Consider the following 21288-nt stretch of genomic DNA (forward strand, 5'->3'; position numbering starts at 1 on the left):
TATTAGATGTGGTCAGCGAGCAGTACTCGAAGCGCCTTGGTTCCACTCGGAGAGGAAGGAGACCGAGCCTTGGCGTGCCAGTAATAACACTCCCCAAGGCTCATCTGGTCAATTCCTTTTGCGACCTCGCGGAGGCGGTCCCGACGGCGCATCGGCTTCATCGCACGGAACGCGATTGAAAGCCGAACACCAGCAGCCTCGGGAAGGCTGACGCTCGCCGGCGAACCTGTGCAGACGATCTCGGGATCGAGGCTCAACTCGCGGAAGGTAGACTCAATGAGATAACTCACCTCATTGAACGCCCCGCCTCGCAATGTGGCGATGCGAATTGCACACCAGTCGTCCCAATCGTATGCTGTATCAGCTGCACCGGGGAGTTCAGACGGTGTTTTTTCACCAATAATCGCATCATCAAGCTCGCACACGGTGACGTTCACAGACTTGTGGGCACGCTTGAACCGCTCACGGCGAGCATTGGCGATATCACGGGGGGCCAGCTCATAGAGCGTGATTTCGTGCTGATCCGCAACTCGGTCGCGTGTGAGCACAAACGTTGGACGGTTCCCGTACGCACCGGTGGTGAAGGCGAACGAGTTGCCTTCTGCCAGTCCGTGACTCATTGGGTTACCTCACTGGATTCGACAACTCGAATTTGGGCGTTCATCCGAACAGTGAACGCGTTGTCTACTGCGAGGAGGTCGTCAAGGGCGTCGAATGTGTCACCATACAACTGAGCGTCTCCGTCGTCGAACACGATGGCAAACTCGGCTTCAGCGGTTCGACCACCGTCCGGATTCGAGAGATCCTCTGGTTCCATGTTGAACCGGAGATGACTCGCAAACACACCGGGGTGGCCGTTGAAGTCGACTTCGAACTGTGATTTCGCGTCGGCGCCGTCGTTAGCGTAGTAATCGAAGTCGAGCGTAGAATTCTCGGCGAAGTCCTCAGAGTTGCTGAGCTTGTTCGCGGTGAACCACGTCCCTTTCCACGCATCAGCACCGTCGATACGAATCCAGATACCCTCGGCAAGTGGCGTCAGTTCGTCGGGGTGACCCTTGTACTCCTTGCGCGCGGCAGTGAGTTCATCGGCGATGTCTGCACGCAACTCTTGGAGCGCACGCGAGACATGTGCTGGCTCCGAGGTCTGGACCTCAATGAGTGTACTGAACGGTTCGGGATCATCACCGCCAGTTGAATCACCGTCACCACCACCACCCATCTCGCCATCGCCATCATCATCGCCCGTTCCCGTGTCTACAACATCTTCTTCATCGGGTTCTTCCCATTCGAGAGAATCACCGACGTTGTCGACCAGTTCATCAATGGATGTGTAGAGAGTGTGCGACTGCGAGAGCTTAACGTCTTGATAGCTAACACCAGTGTAGAGGTTTTTCGCATCGTCAAGCTCGTGTTCGTCAGTCGTAAGCGTCGCGCCGAAAATGTAGTAGCCGACATTCTGCTCGCTATCCCAGTACGCGTAACCATCTTCCTGGACCAACCGAGCAATCGTCTTACGCAGTGGAATCGGTGACAGGAGAATTTCTGCGTCCTGGCGCTTTCCGAACTGCTCTTCGAGCGCCCGTGTCGTCATCGACGTTGCACCAACGTTCCAGATCGTCGCCTCGAACCAGTCAACACCATAGGCGTCCTCTCCTTCGGGAATGATTGCGCCGGCCTCGTCGAGTTTCTCGATAACACTCTGATGGATGGTACTGTCGGTGGTTACGTTCCGGTGAGCGAGGCCATCTGCAGTCGGGAAGTACAGGTGCGTGTAGGCTTTCTTGATGTCCTGGTCAAGCGTGCCCTTCGCGCTATCAAGACGCTCAGCGAGCTTATCCTGTTCCTCCGTGCTTAGTTCATACTGGTCACCGAGGTTACTCTGGATGTGTTTAATCGCAGCGACGCGTTTCGCGGTTCGTTTTGCGTCCGTCACGTCGTTTGCGGTAGCTGCGAGGAACGTAACATTGTTTTTGTAGACGCGTGGAGTCTTCTGCCCACCACTTGACGATGCCGTGTTCTTGAACAACGTCTGGATCGTCTCTGGGACGGTCTCGTAGTCGGTGATAGTGACCGTATCGAAGTCCATCACGCACAGATGTGCCTCGTCAGCCGTATCGGGGATCTCGTGCGGTTCTTCGGGGCCAACAATGACGTTGAGACTTCCCTGCCCAAGTGCAGCTTCGAGGGCTTCCTCGAGGTGACGGCGAGCGAGTCCATCCTGGAGTTGCTCAACGACGGAATTGACAGTCTTAGTCAGGTTCTGTTCCGACTTAAACTGGATTTTCTCCCCGTTGTCGCCATGGAGGTAGAAACAGGCAGACAGTCTTCCTTCGCCAAGTAGGTTGTTGAGCGCGTCATCGTAGTGTGCGAGCTCAACCTCCGTATTGGCGATGGCATGTCTGAGTGGCCGTCGAGTTGTACCTCGCCCGTCAGCACCCTTGACGATACTCTTCCAGAGAATCGCCGTGGTTATTTGGGTGCCAAGGGGTGGGTGGCTGTTTTTGATCCAGTTCCGGTCTTCCTCTTCAGCATTGGCCGTGCCATCCTCGGAGTAAATGTCTGCCTTAATCGCGGCTTCGAAATCCATGTCCACCGACGAGAACAATCGAAGAAGTGTCGAGCGGACGTCGCCATCGGATGGATGGAGATCGAACAGTCGGACAAAGTGGCGGTCCTGTTTGTCATCATGCTGTCGCCAGAGACGGTACACTCCACGCGAGAGGAGCTTGAGGGCACCGCGAGTACGCTGGAACGAAGGGAGTGAATCGAGTTCCTCGGTGAGTGTATCAATGACAGTCGGGTGAATTGGGTAACTGTCTTTGAGTCGCTCACGGTGCTCTGGGTCAGCAGCACTATCTGGGAATGAATTCCGGTCCCCTCTGTAGTACGATGCGTAGGCGTCTACGGTGGTATCACGCCCATCCGAGTTGATTTGTTCGAATAATCGATGTCTGAGAACCGCAGAGATCTCGTTGTCCTCAGTTGGCGTAATAGATCCCTCGACACGGTCACTGATTCTGTTAAACTCGGAAATTGATTCAGAGACGAGACCACGGACGTCTTCAGCCTGGTCTGCGAATGCAGTATCCGCAATACTGAGGACGACCGTGACTTTGTCGTTGTTTTGCGTCGCTGACAGCAGAGACATCAGGAACGTGTTCGTCTGCTTCGCAAGCGTCGAGTCACCAATCTCAACGGCAGCGGCCTGCTCGAGGTAGGCAGCTACTTCGTCAATAAGTATGAGTGAGGGGTTATCGTTACGATCGAAGAGGCGCTCAAGTTTGGTAGTTCCTGGCGGAGTCTGGTTTTCGTCGTTTTTCCGCAGGAATTCGTAGCCATCCCGACCGAAGAGCTGGTAGGCTATCTCGCCCCACATGGTCTTTGTCGCTGGGGCGTCGGGGTCGTCGTAGTTCGAGCGGGCGTCTTCGGCATCGACGTGCGTCCCGACGAAGACAGCACTATTGACGTCAAGACCGAGTGCGGCGGCATCAGTGTACTTGTCGGCAATCTCCTGTTCGAAAATGAACTCAGAGAGGTCGGGGACGGAACCGGGCGATTCAGCAAGGTGGTAAGCTGCGATTTGGTTGTGAGTCTTTCCGCCACCAAAGCTTGTGTCAAGACGGAGGATGCCGTTGGTGCCGGTGTAGTCGTTGTTGTGTGCGCCAACGAAACGGGTTGCTAGGCGCGTGAGGAGTTCCTGAAGGCCGCTGGTGGGGTACGTCTTCTCGAAAAAGAGGCGTGGGTCAGCATAGACTTCGGGGGCGTCGCTACTGTGGGCGACGTCGGCGAGACTCGCGGCGAATTGGTCCTCGGCAAGTTCGCCAGTAAGGACGTCTTGGCGTGGTTCACATGTCTCAAAAATACTTGGCGTCTGATTTGTCTCGGAGGGAGTAGTGAAAGAGTCGCTCATTCGTTTGGAGATTGGGTGTTGTTGGTTCGTTCCTTGAGGAGCGTTTTGATGACAGAATCAAGTGACGTGTGGTCCTCCTCGTCTTTGATTTCATCCAGCTGGTCCTTTGTCCAGCCTTTTACTCGTATCATTGGCATGACTGTCTCCTCAAATGTATGTTATCACGAATTACCAGCATAGTGGGTTATCGCTGTGTAAACAGACGGTTAACTTAATCATTGGGATAATCCTGAATTTCAGTAACAGCTAGAAGTCAAAACCGCCACACAGTGCCGGGGTACGACCCTTCGCGTACTGCTGACCTAGAGACTTCAGAAGTGCTCTGAGAGTAACCTGTAGTCGAAAAAGCAGACCGTGTTTAGCTTCAAAGATATCCTCCACACGGTAATTTGAACTACGCACTGACCAAAACACGAGAGATGAGGGCGTCAGCGGACGACCAAACCGTGGACTTGTTTGGGAGGGGAGCCTCTGACAACAGCAGTTTCAGATTGGTCAACTCACTAATCAACCTGTCTATTGTCTGGAAAGTGTCTGGCGGAATTGCGACAATCCACACCCCATACGTCGAATGTAAAATCAGGCGACATGGACGCTTTCAGGGAATCAATGGTTGCCCACCAAGCGGCTCGAATCGCGAGTCCCGAAGGATGACTGCCTGTACGATATCTGAGTCCTCAAGTAGATGGTAGAGAGTGACGCCCCGGCCCCTTCCGGGGTAGGTAGTTCAATCCAGGTAACCATTGCATTCTGCTTCAATGTAAAATGGAGAGAAGAGGTAGTCCGTTGGCCAAATTGTTACGTTCTTCATCTGGAATCCCTTCTGTTCTGGATTGGTTGTCCTGTCTGAAATGCGGAATAAAATGCGTTCAAGGCTACAGAACTTTTCCAGTGGAAGTTCCGGGAGCGGGTCTTCAGCCTGCCGTTGAACTTCGTTTCGTTGTCCGTAGAACGGGTTATCCGCAACTACGTATGACGTGAATGGGCTCTTTTGCTGGAAATTTACCGGGGCACAGTTCTGCAATTCGAGGTCACCGAGTAAGACGAAGTGATTCCTGGCATTCCGGCGCTGGTCATATACTGTCGGTGAAGACCGAGATCTACTAAAGAACTCATGGAGAAACTCGTCGTCAAACGGGATGTCCTCCAGTCTAACACCGACTCGGGCCTTGCTGACACGGCCGTGTTTCCAGTATAGTTCTGCATGGAACAGCCCCAAGTAACAATCGGCAACAATTGATACCGTTGCCCGGATATCGTCGAGATGGGTGATCTCGTCGTCAATGTTCCTCGGATGACCACCAAGCATCTGTTCGACAACTGAATCAATTTGTTCGAAATCAGCATTCAAACGATCAACTCCCCTACCGCACCAAGCTCGTGTACTCTGGTGGATAGAGTAAACCAAGGAGTTCGGATCCAAACTCAGATACTCGATAGCCCGGTCAAGAAGGCCTTCCACCTCGTCTAAGGTTTCAATCCCAAGCTGGGTATCCAATTCGAAAACTAGTGGCTTGTTGTGGGACAAGAGCTGGGCTCCGAACACCGGTTGAACCCCTTCATTACTAACAGATATGACCCGATGGTCCGGTGATTGAACATCTGTGGTCGGTGAATAATATCTCGGTAGGCATTCGACCGTCTCTGTTTGAGCGTACCCTATCGGACTGGAACTACTCCGGCGAGACTCGGCAAATTCGATACTATCCTCTCGCGTCATCTCGCGTGTCGTATCCCCTATACGCCAATATGGGACGTAGCCATCGTTCCCCTGCTTGTTGAACTTGTAGAGCTCATAGTCCGTTCGTTCGACATCAATACGGAGAACGTGCTTTCCGTTCTCTACGTGGTCGAAATCGATCTCGACACTTGTGGAGAGGTCGGGTTCAGTATTATCTCGAATTAGATTAATCAGATCCCGTTTCGCTTCTGAATCCGTTGAAAAGTGTTCGATGCGGGCGTCTCCGTCTTCATTCACTCCGATAATGATTGTTCCACCCCATCGGTTTGCCATCGCGACGATGGTTTGGACCACTTCTCGACGCCCAGCATTCGACTCGACCTTCGTCTTAGATTTGAACTCAAGTTGCTCGCCTTCCACCCCTGGCGACTTCAAAAACCGCTCAACGAGGATATCCGTCGGTTCACGAATTGTGGAACCACCTCCGGATTGTCTTATAGGATTCATTTTCGGAGTTGGTCATCAAGGAAGTTCCGATCATACTCTTCGCCTTGCGCTGCAAATTGATTTGCTATCTTTACGGCGGTTTTGCCTGCTGAATTCCCGTGTCCGGCGGCGTTCGTATACAGTTGCTCGCGGTGTTCGTCCTGACTTGAACGAACTATTTCCGGCCACTTATCGGGTGATGAAGCTTCGGTAAATTGCTCGTACACCGAAATTGCTTCCACAGGGTACTCGATGGACTGATCAGCCAACCATTCTTCCAAGGAACGGACGCCGAACGAATCATGGATGATGAACCGAACTGAGCGTTCGAGAAGCTCCTGCTCTTCAAGAAGCCCTGCCTCATCCGTGTTCTTCAGACAATCAAGGAAGCGGTGGAATTCACGCCGATGTTTCTCTTCCTCTTCGAGACTCTCAATATCCTGTTCGGCCTGTTCAAGTCTCCATTTCCAGAGCGAACTAATGTACTCCCATTTTCCGTCCAAAGCATTACCATTTTGCAGTGTGCGATAGATTGCATTAGCGACTTTTGCAGCGGATTCAGGTGAGCTCTGTGTATAGTACCGCCGTATCAGGCTGCCTTCGTCATCCAGGGATTCGTCTTGGAAGATATACGAGGCACCAATGTGACCGGCAATCCCATCGGAGTTAACGAAGTCTCGATCGGCCTCTTCGTCGGTTACGATTCTAATCGCGTGGATGTAGTATGGTCTCATGAGGTTATAGGCCGGACCATTGCATCCGTGCCGTGATAGATAGCCATTGAAAGCTCTCGAAAACCGTTGCTTCGTATCAAGACTATCGCCGGTTGGGAAGAGATTCTCAAGACCATCTTTGGCCAACTCTTCGTCTAAAGCCCAGAGATTGCCGAACTGACGGCCTAGCGACGTTCGAACTTCGAGGTCAGAATCAGAGCTGAGTTTCGTCCGGATTGCTTCCCTGATCCCCGTGTCCAACGTAGATCCGTTTTCATCGTCGTGCTGCCACACCGCGAGAATAATCAAGGCCTCAACGGCTCGGCTTCGTGCCTCTTCCTGACTTGTCCCAACCCCACCAATCCAACTTTGCGGCTGCTCATCGGGGTCAACTTCTACTTTAGCGACCAGATTCAAGAGTAACTGCTTAGTACGTTTAAAGCGACCCATTGGAAAATCGGTCGTATCCAAGACTATCGCATTATAGAGAAGGGTTGCTATGTCGTATCTGCAGCGGTCACTCCAGTCTTCAGGATGTTCTGCGATGTACTCGCATAACTCCAGTACAGGACCCCAATGGAAGGTGTAGCCGTCGTCAAGGACATCTTGTAACGTGTTAAGCGCGATGTCGGCGTACTGTGGTTTGACATCTTTCAGGAGCGTGATTTCAGCCGTGTAATCTTCCGGATAATCTCGGATACGCTCTTTGAGGTTGTTACAGACACCTTGAAAGCTGACCTCTTCGAATCCGCCTTCCACTCGTCTTTCCCACACCTCCTCTTCGGGTGGTTCCCATTCGGCTAAGAACTGGAGAACTTCTTCAGCCGAGTCGCCGGGAATCTGGTTGAGTTCGTCGGGTTCTTTCTGTTTGACTATCCCTCCGTGGCTCTCCGGTGCGAGTGGTTCTGTTGGGAGACGTTCTGGCGACCCATATTCGTCAAGGAGGTCATATAGATACTCTCGATATTTCTGGGAGAGATTGTCTTCGATTAGGTAGAGCCGACTGCAGTGCCACTTTTTGATGATACGTTGCTTGATCGCGTCTATGGGGTCGTCGCTTCCCTCAGCTAAATATTCTGCTCGTTGTTCCACCTGCTCGGTGTCCGATGGCCCGTTACAAATAACCTGACATATCTTTTCTTGGTCATCCTTGGACAGGTGCTGGAATCCTTGTTCAAGCAACCGGTAGAACTCGAACTGAATATTCCCTTGGTGGTAGTTTTCTTTTTTGAGAAGTTCCAACGCAGTACGGTCGACATCAACTTCAGGATGGTTGCTCAGTAGGAAGAAACCGAGTCGACGGAAAGCTGGATTTTCATCATCGAGGTAGTCTTGGAACAACTGCTTCCGGGCTGCGTCTGTTAAGTCACCGTCGACCCATTCTGTGGCGGCGCGTGAGAGGTAGGTATAGATTATATGCTTTCGCTCACCGGTGTTGGTTTCGTCGTAATCGAGAGCTCTGATTGGCTTGCGGTAGGCAACTGATTCATAATGAACCGTACCTGTCTCATCTTTCTCTGACTGGAGTGTCTCGCGGAGCGTGTCCTCAAGGATTCGGACGAAATCTTCGCCAGCTTCCGCAGCGAACTGGTCGAACGTGTCGTCTAGTGTCTCAATGGTGCTGTATCGTTCGAACCGCCGCTCTTGACGTCGCTCTTCCTCTGCATCGCGTTGCTTGGGGTGGAGAATTGATTCGAGAATGTCAAGTGCCGCGTCAATTCTACCGTTTTCGGACAGGTATTCGAGTAGTTGAAGTCCTTGGTATTCGAAGGCGTGTCCGCCTTCAGTTATGCGTATCCAGTCTGCGACAGTTGGGGTGGTGACGGCTGCTATTTCTGGTGGTAGATCTGTGGCGATGTTGGCGAAGAATCTTCGAGCGTGGGGGTTGGCCGTGGTAGCAGATTGAATAACTCTGAGGACGAAGTCGGGTTGGTCGTCGACGATCTGGTTCAGATAGCCGAGGAGATAGCCGTCCGGCTCGTTAAAACGGCCTCTTTGGAGGAGTTCTTCCCCCCAGCTGGGGTGTGTGTTCTCGTCATAGAAGGCTCGTGCAAGTTCTTCACGTTGATGAAGCAAACTGATGTTTGCATCAACTGTGTCGTCAGGTAGCTCTTCAGGTGCCCACGTCTTGAGTTCCTCCGCCAGCAGGGATGCGGGGTAGTACGATAGTCCGTCTTGGCCGAACCCAGATTTGATGAGCTGGCGGAGTTCTTGATGTTCTTCGGTTTCGATATCTTTTGTAAGGTAGTCGAGACAAGAGAAGATGAGTTCCACCTCGGTGTTTATATCTACTTCGTTGGTAGTGAGGAGTGAGCGAATTCGCTTGCTATAGTACCGGAATGTGCTTCGACGAACCTGTGTTTCCTTCATCGGGTCAAGCCGCTGGTGAAGGAATTCACGGAAGGTGTCGTGAATTCGGTAGGATTTGGTACTGTCGTCGTTCCATCCGAGATCCCGTGTGATTACTCGGTCGCTCAGTCCGCGAAGTAGACGGTCAATGCCCACGCTGCTGAACGAATCGTCGACAGGAATGACTGCTGCACATAGCCGTTCGTTGAGTTCAGGGAGGGGAGAGGTGAGTCGAAGGAACCGTTGTTCATCTTCTGAGAGAGAGTGGAGATACCGTGTTTGTATCTCGTCGTAGACCTCTCCTTTCGGTATTTCGGGTACCTCATCCGGTTCGTTGGCTTCGATGAGTAGTCCGATGTAGAGTGGATGACCGTGCAACTCTTGGTGTATCTCCGCTGCGTCGTCTTCGGAGAGGTGATTGAATTCGTCTTGTAACAGGGATTTGGTCTGTTCTTCCGAGAAAGTCGAGATGGTGACTGCAGTGTCCAATCGGTTGACTGCAAGTTGTCCCGCAGTGATGAGAGTGATGTTTTGGGTTAGAAGATCGGCTGCCTCTCGCATAGCATCCCGTATCGCGTCCTCACTGATATTGAGTTTGTGAAGGTCGTCGATACAGAGCAATAGGCGTTGGTCTGCAGGATAGATTTCGGCGGCTTCTTCCAGTATGTCCCTATATCGGAATTGTACTTGAGGTGCTTCGGCTGATTCGGCGTCCCAAGAGGCACTTGCGCCAAACCCAACTGCACTGCCACCCAGCCCAGTCAATCGCCATCCATCCTCTTTCTTGTCTTCTGGAAGTTGGGTGAGGATACTTCGATAGATGATACCGAAGAAGTCTTCGACATCGAGATGACCCCCAATTGAAGCGATCTCAACGTCCTGGCTACCACTGTAGGCTCGGTTCACCTTCTCTAACGCCCAGGTCTTTCCTACGCCCGGCTCCCCAGCGATATGGATCAAGCTTTCCCCATTATCAATGAGTCCGAATAGTTTTTCATCTATTTCCGGACGTGAAACGTAATGTTCCGGCTCAGAGCCACCAGATCTCATTGAGTTATTAGTAAAATAGAATCTCCTTTGAAACTTCCCCTGGACACGACTGTTCCAAACGAGCCAATGTTTAAGCCGATATGAGACAAAAAACGAACATATAAGATGGGAGCTCCAAAGGTCACCAAAGGTAACGGAATTTCAGTAGATGAACTAAAGAAAGGAATTGCTAGACGACTGGACGGAAATGGCGTCAAGTATCTCCTTGATGTCTGCGAGGAAGACACTAAACCACCTGAAGACTATTTTATCGGTTTCCCATCTGTGTTTGGTTCTACTTCAGATGCCGAATTTATTGTCTCGAAATACCCTGAAGCAGCACAACGATTTATCGAGATGAGCGACCTGCACTTTCAGCCAGGCAAGGTCGCAATCACAGGTATAATCAACTCTTTAGAAAAGGAGGGCTACGACAAACAAAAATTGAATAAAAAGGATATCTCTGGTTCTTTTGAAAGGCTTCTACTCATCTCAATGGACGCCTTCTACGACCCGCTTGACGATTCTTTCTCAGCAGACTTCGATATCATGGTGGGGCGTGCCCAGATTCGCCATGAACGTACAGACGCTCGATACCGGTTCGAAACCAAATTCCCAATTAATAACAGTGATAAGCTAGAAAGCAGACTCAACCAATTCCTTCAGCAGAAAAACAACGAGGGAAAAACGATAGCCGCCTGGCACGGTTTGGTCGAAAATGGATTCTGGGTGAAATTATTCAGACAACAGAACCGGCAGAGTAAGTATAATTTCGAGCCCTCGACTTCTAACCAACCCAATATACCGAAGGTAACAACGGAATCAACTTATCCGGTCAAGACCTTTGCAGCAGAAGTCAAGGAGATAGAGGATGGTGTGATAATCCAAACTTTCGATAAATTGGAACGGAGTGGTATGAAAAAGTCGTTCCGTCTTTTACTACAAAGATTGGCCGATGACCCAAGTGGGTTTGAAAACTGGAATCGGGTGCAATCTACCAACGCCAAGAATTTGGTAGAGTCACTCATTGAATCCGCTGAGAGTGCTGCTAATGAAGACGAAGAGGATGTCGACGTCGCTGGCGATCTCCAAGACAAGATGGATGAAATCTCTGACGATGTAGAATCCAATCTCGACGAAGTAGATGAAGGAGACAAAAGTGTGAAACGTCAATTGGAGAATGATACGCCGACGTTTGTCGGCTTCAATATTGAGAACGACCAAGCGACTGGCATCGAACAGTTCAGAGTCCGTTCGGAAGGCCCATTTGCGGATTTTGGAGGACAAATAGAGGAATTCAATGAGGCCACACGGTCGCTGCTCCGGGAAGCGGATAAGGAGAATATCAGACTTGCTTTCAGAATGGACCCGCCCGATGAAGACCGTCCAAGCTTCTTTACAGTCGGCCACGGGGACTGGAAGGACTTCCGTGGAGTAAGCCAAGATGTCTACGATACCCTAAAACGGCTGTTCGATGAGGAAAATGAATAGAAAGACGTTGGATAATCTGAGTTCGATTCTCCAGTCCAACCCAGAGAGAATTTCTTCTTCGGATGCCCCGAAGCAGCTTCTGGATACAAAATACATATCTAAGAAGCCAATCCCGAAATCGCACAGGTGTCCTATATGTGGCGGGGAAGCAACTCTCTATGGCTTAGAGGACTCGGACAAGGAGTTTAGACTAGTCTGCCTCGACTCCCAAGGTCACGAAACGACTGTTTCGGAAAAGGATCTGATTCGTTATGAAATAGAACTCTCTCCATTACTCAACGACCTCGCTAATACAGCCAATATTACAGCAACTGGTGAAATAGCGGAGCTTCTCCCTGAATTCGCTGCCCAACGAACGGAGAAAGACCTCTTAATCTGCCTGATTGGCCCTGCAAAGAACTATCGAAACGCGGTTCAATCAGCGGTTACCTACATAGTTGAGAAACGGGTTCCAGCAATTGTCATTACCCCGAGAGAGTCCGTGGAAGAGCTGCATGATTTGATTGAGTCCTACGCAGTCGCCGGCATCATCCTGCCGCTTACACTGAACACGTTCTCCGAAGAAGACTACGTTAAAGAACTCGTGAAGGCATTGACGGCAGAGCACGAGTACAAAAAGGAGCTTTTCGACGAACAGGGCATCGGAAAAGAAGACATCCGGTGGAAGTTGGAAGACCATCCGTCGCTGATTAAAAGTAAGCTTTCAACGCTGCGGACCCTCCGCGAGAACAGCATTAACGAACAGGCAGGTATCGGGCGGACAATCTGGACGGAGTTTGAGAAGGTGTGCAAAGCGGCTTTTGCTTATCTCGACTTTGAACTGGAGGTTGGTCAGGGGGGTGTTGATAATGAGGGTAGTGAAGTGGCGGACGCTGTGATTGGGTATCCAACGATGAAGATTCCGGATCGTGTGGAGATTTCAAGGCTGCATGGAATTGTCGATGCGAAGTCGGCTTCCAAAGCGGATTTCGACAGTGAGGCGGTTTCGAAGCAGTTGGACTATTTTGACGAGATTAAGGGGAATAAGCTCTACCACTCGTTCACCAAGCTCCATCTTTTCGTTGTATTCGACTTTGATGCTGACAAGATGCTCGACTGGTATGAAACTGCTAAACTGCATTATCCAGATGGGACTGGTATGGTGGTGCTGACCGCTGAGGCTCTTCGGTCAATGGTGGATTTGAATCAGTCGTTGCTGACTCTCTCAGCGGTTAATCGTGGTGCAGTTGATAGACGTCACGTATTCCGCTATTTTTTCGACCCTCAACTGTATACGCGACCGGAGTTCGCTGATATTGCTGACATGCCGGATTTATTTAGGTGGAATGCAACTGAGTCAAATACTCAGAGCCGGTATGGAGCCGAGGATGAACTGTTAATTGTGACTCAGAAGATGGTTTTAGATTGGGTGAATCGGTCACGATCAAGGGAACACGGCACAGACCCAATCTTCCGAGTCGACTCGTCAGATTGACTAAAATTCTATCTGTATTTGATTGACCTTGTCGATCATTTAGGGAGGGGTGAAACACATAACACAATCACATTGCTTTCGGTCATGATATAGGGGTTTCAGTCTTACAATGAGTATCTACGACACTGGCCTCGACGAAGACGTATCGTACAACAGATAATATTGTCCCGAATGCGACGGTCAATCTTTATTCGACTCAATCACCGACTGTACCCTCACTTTTCCACCTAAGCGAGGCTATCTGGACACAGTCAACGTCTTTGTCGGACGCAATTTCAGAGCCACAATATTGTCCTTGAATACAGTGTGCTCTCTACGGCAGAGAACAATCGAATTTCTCAACAATCATCACCAAAAGTCTCATATCCGATGTAGTGCTTTATTACAAGTACATCCAATTTGAGACACCATGCTAGAGGAGAATGAGTTGCGAATCATGGCGACACTTGATTCCCCTAAAAAGCGCCGAGCACTTGCCGCTGAACTGGGGTATGAGCCAGGAACCATCACGAACGCTGTGGTCCATCTCGAAAAATTGGGATTGGTCACCCGCGAACGGGTAGGCAACGAGACGATAATACACCCTACATCTGCGAAGTGCCTCGAGGTGTACCAGGACCTCACGGCAACCAATCCCCACGTTGACTTCCCGGAATTGCTGACGTCGTCGATGCTTCGCGTCCTCTATTACCTCCACGCCGATGAACCGGTGTCGGCAGCCGAGCTTGCCCAACGAACCGATGTGTCACGGGCAACCGTCTATCGGACGCTCAAGACGCTTACAAACCGGGCAATAGCTGTTAAGCAAGGAACGAGATACTGCCTCACCGAACAGTTCTCAGGACTTCATAAGTTCGCTGTAGAACTCCGGCACCAACACCACCGTATGCAAGTCCAGACCGACATCGGGAGTGGGACACTTCTGTGGGAATCATATGACGAGTTCATTGTGCGAACAGACGAGGTTGTTAACGACAGTCAGTACCTGCTGACAGGACTCGATGCATTCAGCGAATACGGTCTGCAGTTCTTCACGCGCTCGGGGAACTATTACTTCTACTCAGAAAGTCGAGAGTCACTCTCACCGGCCGACTTGGTCTGTCACCTACTCCTCATCGAGAACGACGCTCGCCACCGAAAGTACGCTATGCTTCTCATTACCGCAACCAACACATCCCACGAAGATGTTCGCGAAGTCGCAATATCCTACGGAGTCGAAGACATCATCTCACCTCTCTTGACGTACCTACGAACAGAAGGCGAACAGTCCTCAGCACAAACCCCGCCCTGGTCTGAAATGGAATCGCTCGCTCGTGACTACGAGGTAGAGATATGACCCGCGAATCGACGTTGGAATACACGGCGATCCGAGAACAGTTTCACGAACTCGCAAACCTGATCAACGAGCCGATCACGGTTTACCTCATTGGAGGAGGTGCTCTTACGCTCCAAGAGCTCAAGAACGCGACAAAAGACATCGACCTCATCGTCAGAGAAGAGTACGAACTCAAGCAGCTTTGGGCAGCACTCACCACGGCAGGATATGAGCCGCCAGAAGATCTCGAACAAGAGTATGACGAACTTGATGCGGCGTTCATCCTCGAGAACGGTAAGCGTCGATTCGACGTCTTCCACAGACAAGTCGCCGGCGTACTCATGCTGAGTGACGATATGGAGGCCCGAAGCCAGCACCTCTTCGAAGACGGACCGTTGACTGTCCGGATGGTGTCACTCGACGATATCTTCCTCTTCAAATCGGTCGCGAATAGAGACGATGACGTCGACGACATGGTTGTACTCGCACAAGCAGGAATCGATGAGGAGTTAATCGTCCAAGAGGTGCACACCCAGTTGTCGCTTATTGGTCGAGACGAGTTCGTCGGTGCCATGAAACACAAACTTGCCCGTCTCAAAGAGCAAGGGTACTCATTCGACATCCAAGATGAAATCGAACGTTTGCACTCGCGAACCGTCGACGGTGAACGGGTCGCTCAGTGTATTCGACTACTTGCGGAAACCGAATACGATGACGACCTGTACGAAGGAGTTCCCGAACGGACAGTTGAATCGAGAGTTGGTGAGGAGACAGCCACGTCTGGTATTAAATGGCTCCAACAGATCGGGCTCGTAAGATACGGTGAGGACGGCTCACTCGTCCTCCAAGAGAAAATTTGATACTCGAATGGTAAAAGCCAAACATCGTTTCCCCGTACCATCAATTAATGAGCGGGTCAAAAGACGCGGACACGAGACCAAAAATATCAGTTGCAGTTGTAGATAAGACGCACACGAACGAAATCCCTGACAATATTGACTCTGATTTATATACGACAACAAGGCCTGAATCATCGTTGGTTGAGTTTGCGGCTGAGCCTGACGGGGAGCTGGCAGAGGCACTCAGGCGAAACGGATTTGACGTCTAAGCTAATCCACTCGCACACCTACCTAACGCTATTCCTGCGAAAAAGTTGTAGAAATAATAGTATCTCAACAGAGCCAGTGACTACTATACCGCTGACCCAACGCCTAGGTTTCCTCGGTAGAACCCGCTGATTTGTCGCAAAGATAGTTTTTCTGTCGGTCTTTGTCAAGCGAGCGTACAAAAACTGTACTCTGTGCGAACCTAAGTTTACAGATGAGCAAGGCGAGTGTTTCGGGGTCAAGCCCTATCGTCTCGCGTTCGGTCCCCACGAACAAGTTCCTCTGGAGGGGTCAAAGCATCGAAGTCTGGTGCTTCAGTTCGCTCTTCGGCATCAGCACGGAGCTCAGAGCGTGGGTGTTTCATACCCACACCACGTGATTCTCGGCAATCAATTTTTCTAGCACGGTATATTCCGTCTGTGTGGTTTGAGGAGTTACCCGAACGCACACCCCCAGTCACGAGTGTAAGTCCTGACTCGTCTACTATGCGAACACACACCCAGTGTGCAAAATGTAAATGTGCACTATCCCTACGCAAGAGCCCTTCATGGGTAGTCTTCTCTTCCTCAATTTTTCATCTTGCACACGGGGTGCTGAACCGTACTTGAGCGTGTCTCTTGTTCACCCGTCCGGATTGACTGGGCCTTTATACTTCGACTTGATTTTGTCTCCCTCTCGCCACTGCCAGTAGTAGTATCGGTTGTCGTTGATATCTTTGACAGTAATCGTCGCCTTCGTGGGGACATCGTCTGGAAGGTCGTCCGACCGTTCTTCGAGCTCGCCTTCCGGTGACTCGTCCTCGAGACGAGCCTCCCGCTCCTTGTGTTCGGCCAGCTCTTCGGCATAGCGGGCAACGTCCCGAAGACGGGTCGGCGATGATTGATTGAGAGCGTTGACGACTTCCGTGGGGAGGTTCGGCGGCGGCGTTGGTGGTTCGTAGGACATCGGCTGCTGCCTCGTGTTAACCAACACAAGTCGCTAATCAAAAATTTTGTTGGTTAAGTCAGTGCCGCGAATCGTATCTAAGACTCAGAACAAACCCACACCCTCTTTTTCAGCTCACCATCCACGGGTCGAAGCGCCAACCCAGGATTATCGTACTTTAAAGTATCATACTCTAAAGTATGTTAACGTGATTGCAAACATATCTTTGCACCCGCAAACTAATATGAGTGCAATCCGTCTCTAGGACAATGACTGAGGATACACCGTCTCCGCCGGAAATGAATCTGGCCGATGAGTGGGACAAAGCCGTCGAGAATCGGACGGTCAAAGATCGTGTGTACGAAGCGGCGACGACGCTCACCTCACCAACCACTGTTGCGGACGTCGCAGAGCGTGCTGACTGTACAAAAGAAGGCGCTCGTCCCCATCTTGAGTGGTTCGTCGAAGTCGGGGTCCTCGAAAAAGTCGCGGACAACCCTGCACTCTTCGTCCGAAACGAGGCCTACTTTGAGTTCCGTCGTATCACGGAACTGACCCGGGAGCTCAATACACCAGAAGCGGCCGAGGAAGCAATCGACGAGTACCGAGCCCGAGAACAGGAGCTCTCGAGTTACTTTGAGGAATCTTCGCCTGAGGCAGTTGTCCTTTCCGAGACGACGTACGACGATCTCGATGAGGCGTACGATAGACTGAGTGAATGGCGAACTGTCACTCGCCGCCTTCGTGAACTCCGAGAAGCCAAATTCCGTCTCGAATCAAATGTCAGTGGAAGTCCTGCCTCCTCGTTCCCCTAACCTCGATGGGACGCACAGATGACCTCAACGAAGAACGGATGCGAATTCTCGGTGGTCGACTCGCAGATCTCTCGGTAATCGATACCGTCCAGCACTTCCCGTCTGGAAAGGAAGATCGTGTTGTTGCTACTCTTCAGTCGAGTTACTATCCCGACGTCGTGGATACTGCTACTCTCGAAATCCGTCTTCGACTGAATGGGGAGTTCAATATTCAGTATTTTGAGGAATGGGCTGGTGAGCGCTGGTCGTGTCGATGGGACCGCCACCCAAATACACACAACACACACGACCACTACCACGTACCACCACAACCGCAAGAAGAGAGTGCGGTCGATGCAGTCTACCCGGATGATCCGAATGACGTGCTTCGTGTAGTTCTCCAAACTATCGAGAAACGAATCAACGATATCTGGGCGACAACAGATCCAGTTTTTCCGTCGGAATACGAATTCAAACAGGAGTACGGCGCAGACTACCTTGTCGACAAGTAACGCCAGTTCGTCACTCTGGACGGACGACTTCGTCGCATGAATAGCACTCTGCGAACACGCCAGTTGTCCCATCGCCGTCCTCGAACTCAATAATCGACTGATAGGCTTCGATCTCTTCGCCGCAGTCAGGACATCGACCAAGCGCCGTCGAATCACTCGTCATGGGGGATTGTGGAGACGCATGTGACACAGTCTGTCTCCACTAGTGTCCACACGATGCCACAGCAAAGATGTTTGGCTGAGAAATGGTCACTATAGCGCCAGCTTTGGTCGTAGACGCAGGTCATACTGTCAGCCCTGTTCAGGGGTTAGCAGTTTGTCAATCTCCTCGAGGTCAAACAGTGACCACTTCTCGGAAAGCCCGTCTTCGAGGCCATCGACGAATCCACTCTTCGAGAAGAGAGCGAACCGCTCCTCTCGATCCCCTGGCCCCCACCGAACGTTCGCTGCCTTCGCCCGGAGGCTTTCAACGAGTGCTTCGCCGACAGGTTCTGACGTCCATTTACACTCCGCGAGTAGGAGTCGGTCGTCGTTCGGCGCGAGACCGACAATATCGATCTCATCTTCGCCGTACCACCAGCGCCCGACCGCCGAGTATGGGTCGAAGGTGCCCCGCCGAATACCTTCCCAGACGGCTTCCTGGCATACTTCTTCAAACGTAGTGGCGACGTGAGTCGGCAGGTCAGGTTCAATTGTCCCGTCGTATACGACCTCCGGTGCTTCTTCGATACTGGAGCGATTCGGCTCGACGTACCGGAACCAGAATCGAAGAAACTCATCCGCAACGTGGTACCGTGACCGCTTCGACTTCTTGCCTGACGCGGTAACAGGGACTTCCCGGTCGATCAGCCGGAGGCGTCGAAGTGTCTGCAGGTACTTCGATAGTGGGCCCGAATCGATTCCCGTCGCACCGGAAATCTCGTTCGGCGTCGTATGTCCCAGTGCCACTGCTTCGAGGATGCTCATGTACCGGGCAGGATTCCGGAGCTCCGTCCGAAGCAAGAACTCTGGTTCGTTGTACAACACCGCCGTCGGCGACAGGATCTGGGACTGTACGTTCTCCGAGAGAGAGTACCCGTAGTCGAACAGTGTGAGGTACATTGGTGTTCCACCGGTTATCGCGTACGAACGAATCGCGTCTGCAGTATCGTACTTGATGACCTCACGCGCCTGTTTGAAGGAGAATGGCTGTACATCGAGTTGCGCTGTACGCCGTCCGTACAACGGGCTCTCGTGTCCGAGAACCTCTGACTCCATCGTGCTCACACTTGACCCGCAAAGCACCAGCATCGAATCTGTCTCTTGAAGTTGCTCATCGACGAACCCCTGCAAGTAGGAGGGAACAGAGTCGTTCTCCTCAACGAGATACGGGAACTCGTCGATGACAACTACCAGATCTTCAGTGTGAAGTGTCTCTCCAAGGTACTCAAAGGCCTCATCCCAGTCGTCGATCCGTGGGACGCGTTCGTCGAAATAGTCTGCGAACTTCTCAACAAATTTCTCACGCTGCCGATGCTCGGCTTCTTGGGCCGCAAGAAAGTAGATGTGTGGTCGGTCAGCACAGAATTCCTTTAGTAGCGCCGTTTTTCCGACACGACGTCGGCCGTATACAACGATGAAATCAGATCCAGGAGACCTGAACGCAGAAGCTAGCGCGTCCAACTCGTCTACCCGGTTATAGAAGGTCATACTCTAGATAATGATTACTACGATAATGACTTATTCGTTTCGGGAAAACCCCTCAGGTCACAGGCTCAAAAGGTCAGAGAGTCCACCGTTTACGGAGCTCTCAACGGGTCATTGGAGATCGTATCCCCATTCACGAAGTACCTCTGCGATAAGCTCAGGGTGTCGCTGGGCGACGACCATCGCCGCCTCTCGGTAATCCGATTTGTAGACCTTCTCATCCAGTAATTCTTCGAGCGTATCTTGAAGCTCCGTCTCGCCATCGATTATCTCCTCGCGGAGGAAATATGGTACTTGCTCGCGGCCTTCGTTCACCTTGTCGCGGCGGAGCTTGTACGGAATCGAAGCCATTGTTGGTCGCTGGGATTCGGATTCGCTCTCGGACTCAGCTTTAGACTCCGTGTCAGTATCCTCTGTCTCAGTAGACATGAGTTCGGGAGAAGGCTCAGCTTCTGCTTCGCTGACCCCTTGTTCTTGCTCCACAGATTGCTCAACATCGTCTTCAGAGTCGTCGAGACCAGCATCTCGTGAGCCGGACTTGAGTCCCATCACGCAGTCACCTCGGGGGTCTCAAGCCCAGCTTGTTTCTCGAGATGGCGGGCCAGTTCATCGAATTGACTGAGCGTCTCAAGTTCGTAGTCACGCTTTCGGTCGCGATGTTCCTCAACGTATTTGTATGGGCTGCACTGCTGTTTCCAGCACCCTTCCATCAAAGAGCCGCGTTCTCCGATTACGACTGGGACAGGGAATCCGCTTTCACGAAGTTCTTCGAGAATCTCTCGCTGATCACGTGTGTCTTTGTACCCAATGGGGAGGACTGACAGAACACCCACGTCAACGTCGATACTTTGTTCCAGACCGTCGACGAGGTCGTCGAGCCCTTCAATCGACTCCTGTCCTTTTGCAGTCGCTTCAAACGGTATGACGACGTTCCTGACGGCAACAAGAGCGTTGTACAGGATGGGCCCTGCCTTGCCAGCAGAGTCTACGATGATTACATCGTACTCATCTCGGACATCTGCTTCACGAAGGACACGGTGCAGTTGGTGGTACATACTGTAGGATTCACCAAAGTTCTCGGCCTGTTGTTTCTCGTTGAGGAGGAACTCGTGGAGGTCCTCGAGCATGTTGTGCGAGGGAATTAGGTCGATCCCACTTTCAACTTCGATGGCGAGGTCGTGGAGATCACCTTTCGGACGCCCGACCAAGTGTCGAACGAGGTTATCGACCTCCGGATCCCCACGGTCATAGTCAGGGCCGAAAAAGTACGTGAGGCTCCCGTTTTGTGTGTCCATGTCGATTACGAGGACATCATGTCCTGCGCGTGCGTGACTTGCCGCTAGTGTTGCGGCAGTTGTCGTTTTTCCGACGCCGCCAGCCTCCGAGACGGGAGCATAGGTGAGCATATCAAGAGTATTCAGAAGACATGAATATAAATCTAGGTCAAAAATTATAGCGACATCATCCAACTATAATGTATAGCTATAGTGTATGATTATAGTGAAAACCAACACAAGCCAGCGATAAATCACAACCATACCTCGTCGCATCCATCGGCGTTATTTGGCGTTATAAGCGATCAGATCTAGTATTAGGCATACAGATATACACACCACCGATAACGCCGAGCGATATTATCTAACTATACTCTTCAACTATACCGACTCGTGTTTGTGCTGTACTTAGACGAATAGCACACCACACAATGAGAACTATATCTTATAGCTATACTTAACACCTATACCAAAACCACGCCCCTGCACGGTGAGGCGAAACTAACGACCATAGCTATACTATATAACTATAGTCTCAAAAGAG

At 51.4% G+C, this 21288-nt stretch carries 15 protein-coding genes and 1 pseudogene; 6 read left to right on the top strand and 10 right to left on the bottom strand.

Annotation, left to right across the window (positions count from 1 at the left end):
- Window positions 1–2 precede the first annotated feature (2 nt).
- The 4 genes from ABY42_RS18695 to ABY42_RS18710 form a co-directional block, all read right to left on the bottom strand.
- Entirely contained in the window at window positions 3–620 is a 618-nt protein-coding gene (locus ABY42_RS18695) for a DUF7680 family protein (protein ID WP_050460472.1), read from the bottom strand.
- Window positions 617–3910, bottom strand: a complete 3294-nt coding sequence (locus tag ABY42_RS18700) for an ATP-binding protein (protein WP_050460473.1) — start codon at window positions 3908–3910, stop codon at window positions 617–619. The genes ABY42_RS18695 and ABY42_RS18700 overlap by 4 nt, the downstream gene beginning before the upstream one ends.
- A gap of 727 nt (window positions 3911–4637) precedes the next feature.
- Entirely contained in the window at window positions 4638–6098 is a 1461-nt protein-coding gene (locus ABY42_RS19260) for an AlbA family DNA-binding domain-containing protein (protein ID WP_082220747.1), read from the bottom strand.
- Window positions 6095–10189: an ATP-binding protein gene (locus tag ABY42_RS18710; RefSeq protein WP_050460475.1), complete on the bottom strand. Its 4095-nt coding sequence runs from the start codon at window positions 10187–10189 to the stop codon at window positions 6095–6097. Before ABY42_RS18710 ends, ABY42_RS19260 begins: the two co-directional genes overlap by 4 nt.
- A 105-nt stretch (window positions 10190–10294) precedes the next feature.
- Between ABY42_RS18710 and ABY42_RS19605 the strand changes: the two genes are divergently transcribed.
- The 4 genes from ABY42_RS19605 to ABY42_RS18730 all read left to right on the top strand — a co-directional run bounded on the left by ABY42_RS19605 (window position 10295) and on the right by ABY42_RS18730 (window position 15308).
- The gene (locus tag ABY42_RS19605) at window positions 10295–11659 is read left to right on the top strand and encodes a hypothetical protein (protein ID WP_156224483.1); all 1365 of its coding nucleotides are present in this window, start codon (window positions 10295–10297) and stop codon (window positions 11657–11659) included.
- Window positions 11652–13133: a hypothetical protein gene (locus ABY42_RS18720; protein ID WP_156224485.1), complete on the top strand. Its 1482-nt coding sequence runs from the start codon at window positions 11652–11654 to the stop codon at window positions 13131–13133. The genes ABY42_RS19605 and ABY42_RS18720 overlap by 8 nt, the downstream gene beginning before the upstream one ends.
- 409 nt (window positions 13134–13542) lie before the next feature.
- Window positions 13543–14469, top strand: coding sequence for a MarR family transcriptional regulator (locus ABY42_RS18725; RefSeq protein WP_050460478.1), 927 nt, complete (start codon window positions 13543–13545; stop codon window positions 14467–14469).
- Entirely contained in the window at window positions 14466–15308 is an 843-nt protein-coding gene (locus ABY42_RS18730) for a DUF6036 family nucleotidyltransferase (RefSeq protein WP_050460479.1), read from the top strand. The genes ABY42_RS18725 and ABY42_RS18730 overlap by 4 nt, the downstream gene beginning before the upstream one ends.
- Before the next feature lie 493 nt (window positions 15309–15801).
- Here ABY42_RS18730 and ABY42_RS20185 read toward each other — a convergent pair.
- A pseudogene (locus ABY42_RS20185) lies at window positions 15802–15918 on the bottom strand (DUF7342 family protein); the annotation flags it as partial.
- A 257-nt stretch (window positions 15919–16175) separates the two neighbouring features.
- The gene (locus ABY42_RS18735) at window positions 16176–16499 is read right to left on the bottom strand and encodes a hypothetical protein (RefSeq protein WP_050460492.1); all 324 of its coding nucleotides are present in this window, start codon (window positions 16497–16499) and stop codon (window positions 16176–16178) included.
- Between the two features lie 248 nt (window positions 16500–16747).
- On the opposite strand from ABY42_RS18735, the gene ABY42_RS18740 reads away from it, so the two are divergent.
- On the top strand, window positions 16748–17293 hold the full coding sequence (locus tag ABY42_RS18740) for a DUF7342 family protein (protein WP_231608428.1): 546 nt from the start codon (window positions 16748–16750) through the stop codon (window positions 17291–17293).
- Between the two features lie 5 nt (window positions 17294–17298).
- Window positions 17299–17784, top strand: coding sequence for a hypothetical protein (locus tag ABY42_RS19270; RefSeq protein ID WP_082220749.1), 486 nt, complete (start codon window positions 17299–17301; stop codon window positions 17782–17784).
- A 10-nt stretch (window positions 17785–17794) separates the two neighbouring features.
- On the opposite strand, the gene ABY42_RS20190 is transcribed toward ABY42_RS19270, so the two are convergent.
- The 4 genes from ABY42_RS20190 to ABY42_RS18760 all read right to left on the bottom strand — a co-directional run bounded on the left by ABY42_RS20190 (window position 17795) and on the right by ABY42_RS18760 (window position 20876).
- Window positions 17795–17947 (bottom strand): DUF7837 family putative zinc-binding protein, encoded by a 153-nt coding sequence (locus ABY42_RS20190; protein ID WP_439331326.1) that lies wholly within the window; start codon window positions 17945–17947, stop codon window positions 17795–17797.
- Window positions 17948–18075: 128 nt separating this feature from the next.
- Window positions 18076–19473, bottom strand: a complete 1398-nt coding sequence (locus ABY42_RS18750) for an ATP-binding protein (RefSeq protein ID WP_050460482.1) — start codon at window positions 19471–19473, stop codon at window positions 18076–18078.
- Between the two features lie 108 nt (window positions 19474–19581).
- The gene (locus ABY42_RS19935; protein WP_050460483.1) at window positions 19582–20019 is read right to left on the bottom strand and encodes a hypothetical protein; all 438 of its coding nucleotides are present in this window, start codon (window positions 20017–20019) and stop codon (window positions 19582–19584) included.
- Window positions 20019–20876: a ParA family protein gene (locus ABY42_RS18760; protein WP_050460484.1), complete on the bottom strand. Its 858-nt coding sequence runs from the start codon at window positions 20874–20876 to the stop codon at window positions 20019–20021. The genes ABY42_RS19935 and ABY42_RS18760 overlap by 1 nt, the downstream gene beginning before the upstream one ends.
- Window positions 20877–21288: the final 412 nt, after the last annotated feature.

Origin of the sequence: Haloferax gibbonsii (genome assembly GCF_001190965.1) — an archaeon.
Lineage (GTDB): Archaea > Halobacteriota > Halobacteria > Halobacteriales > Haloferacaceae > Haloferax > Haloferax gibbonsii.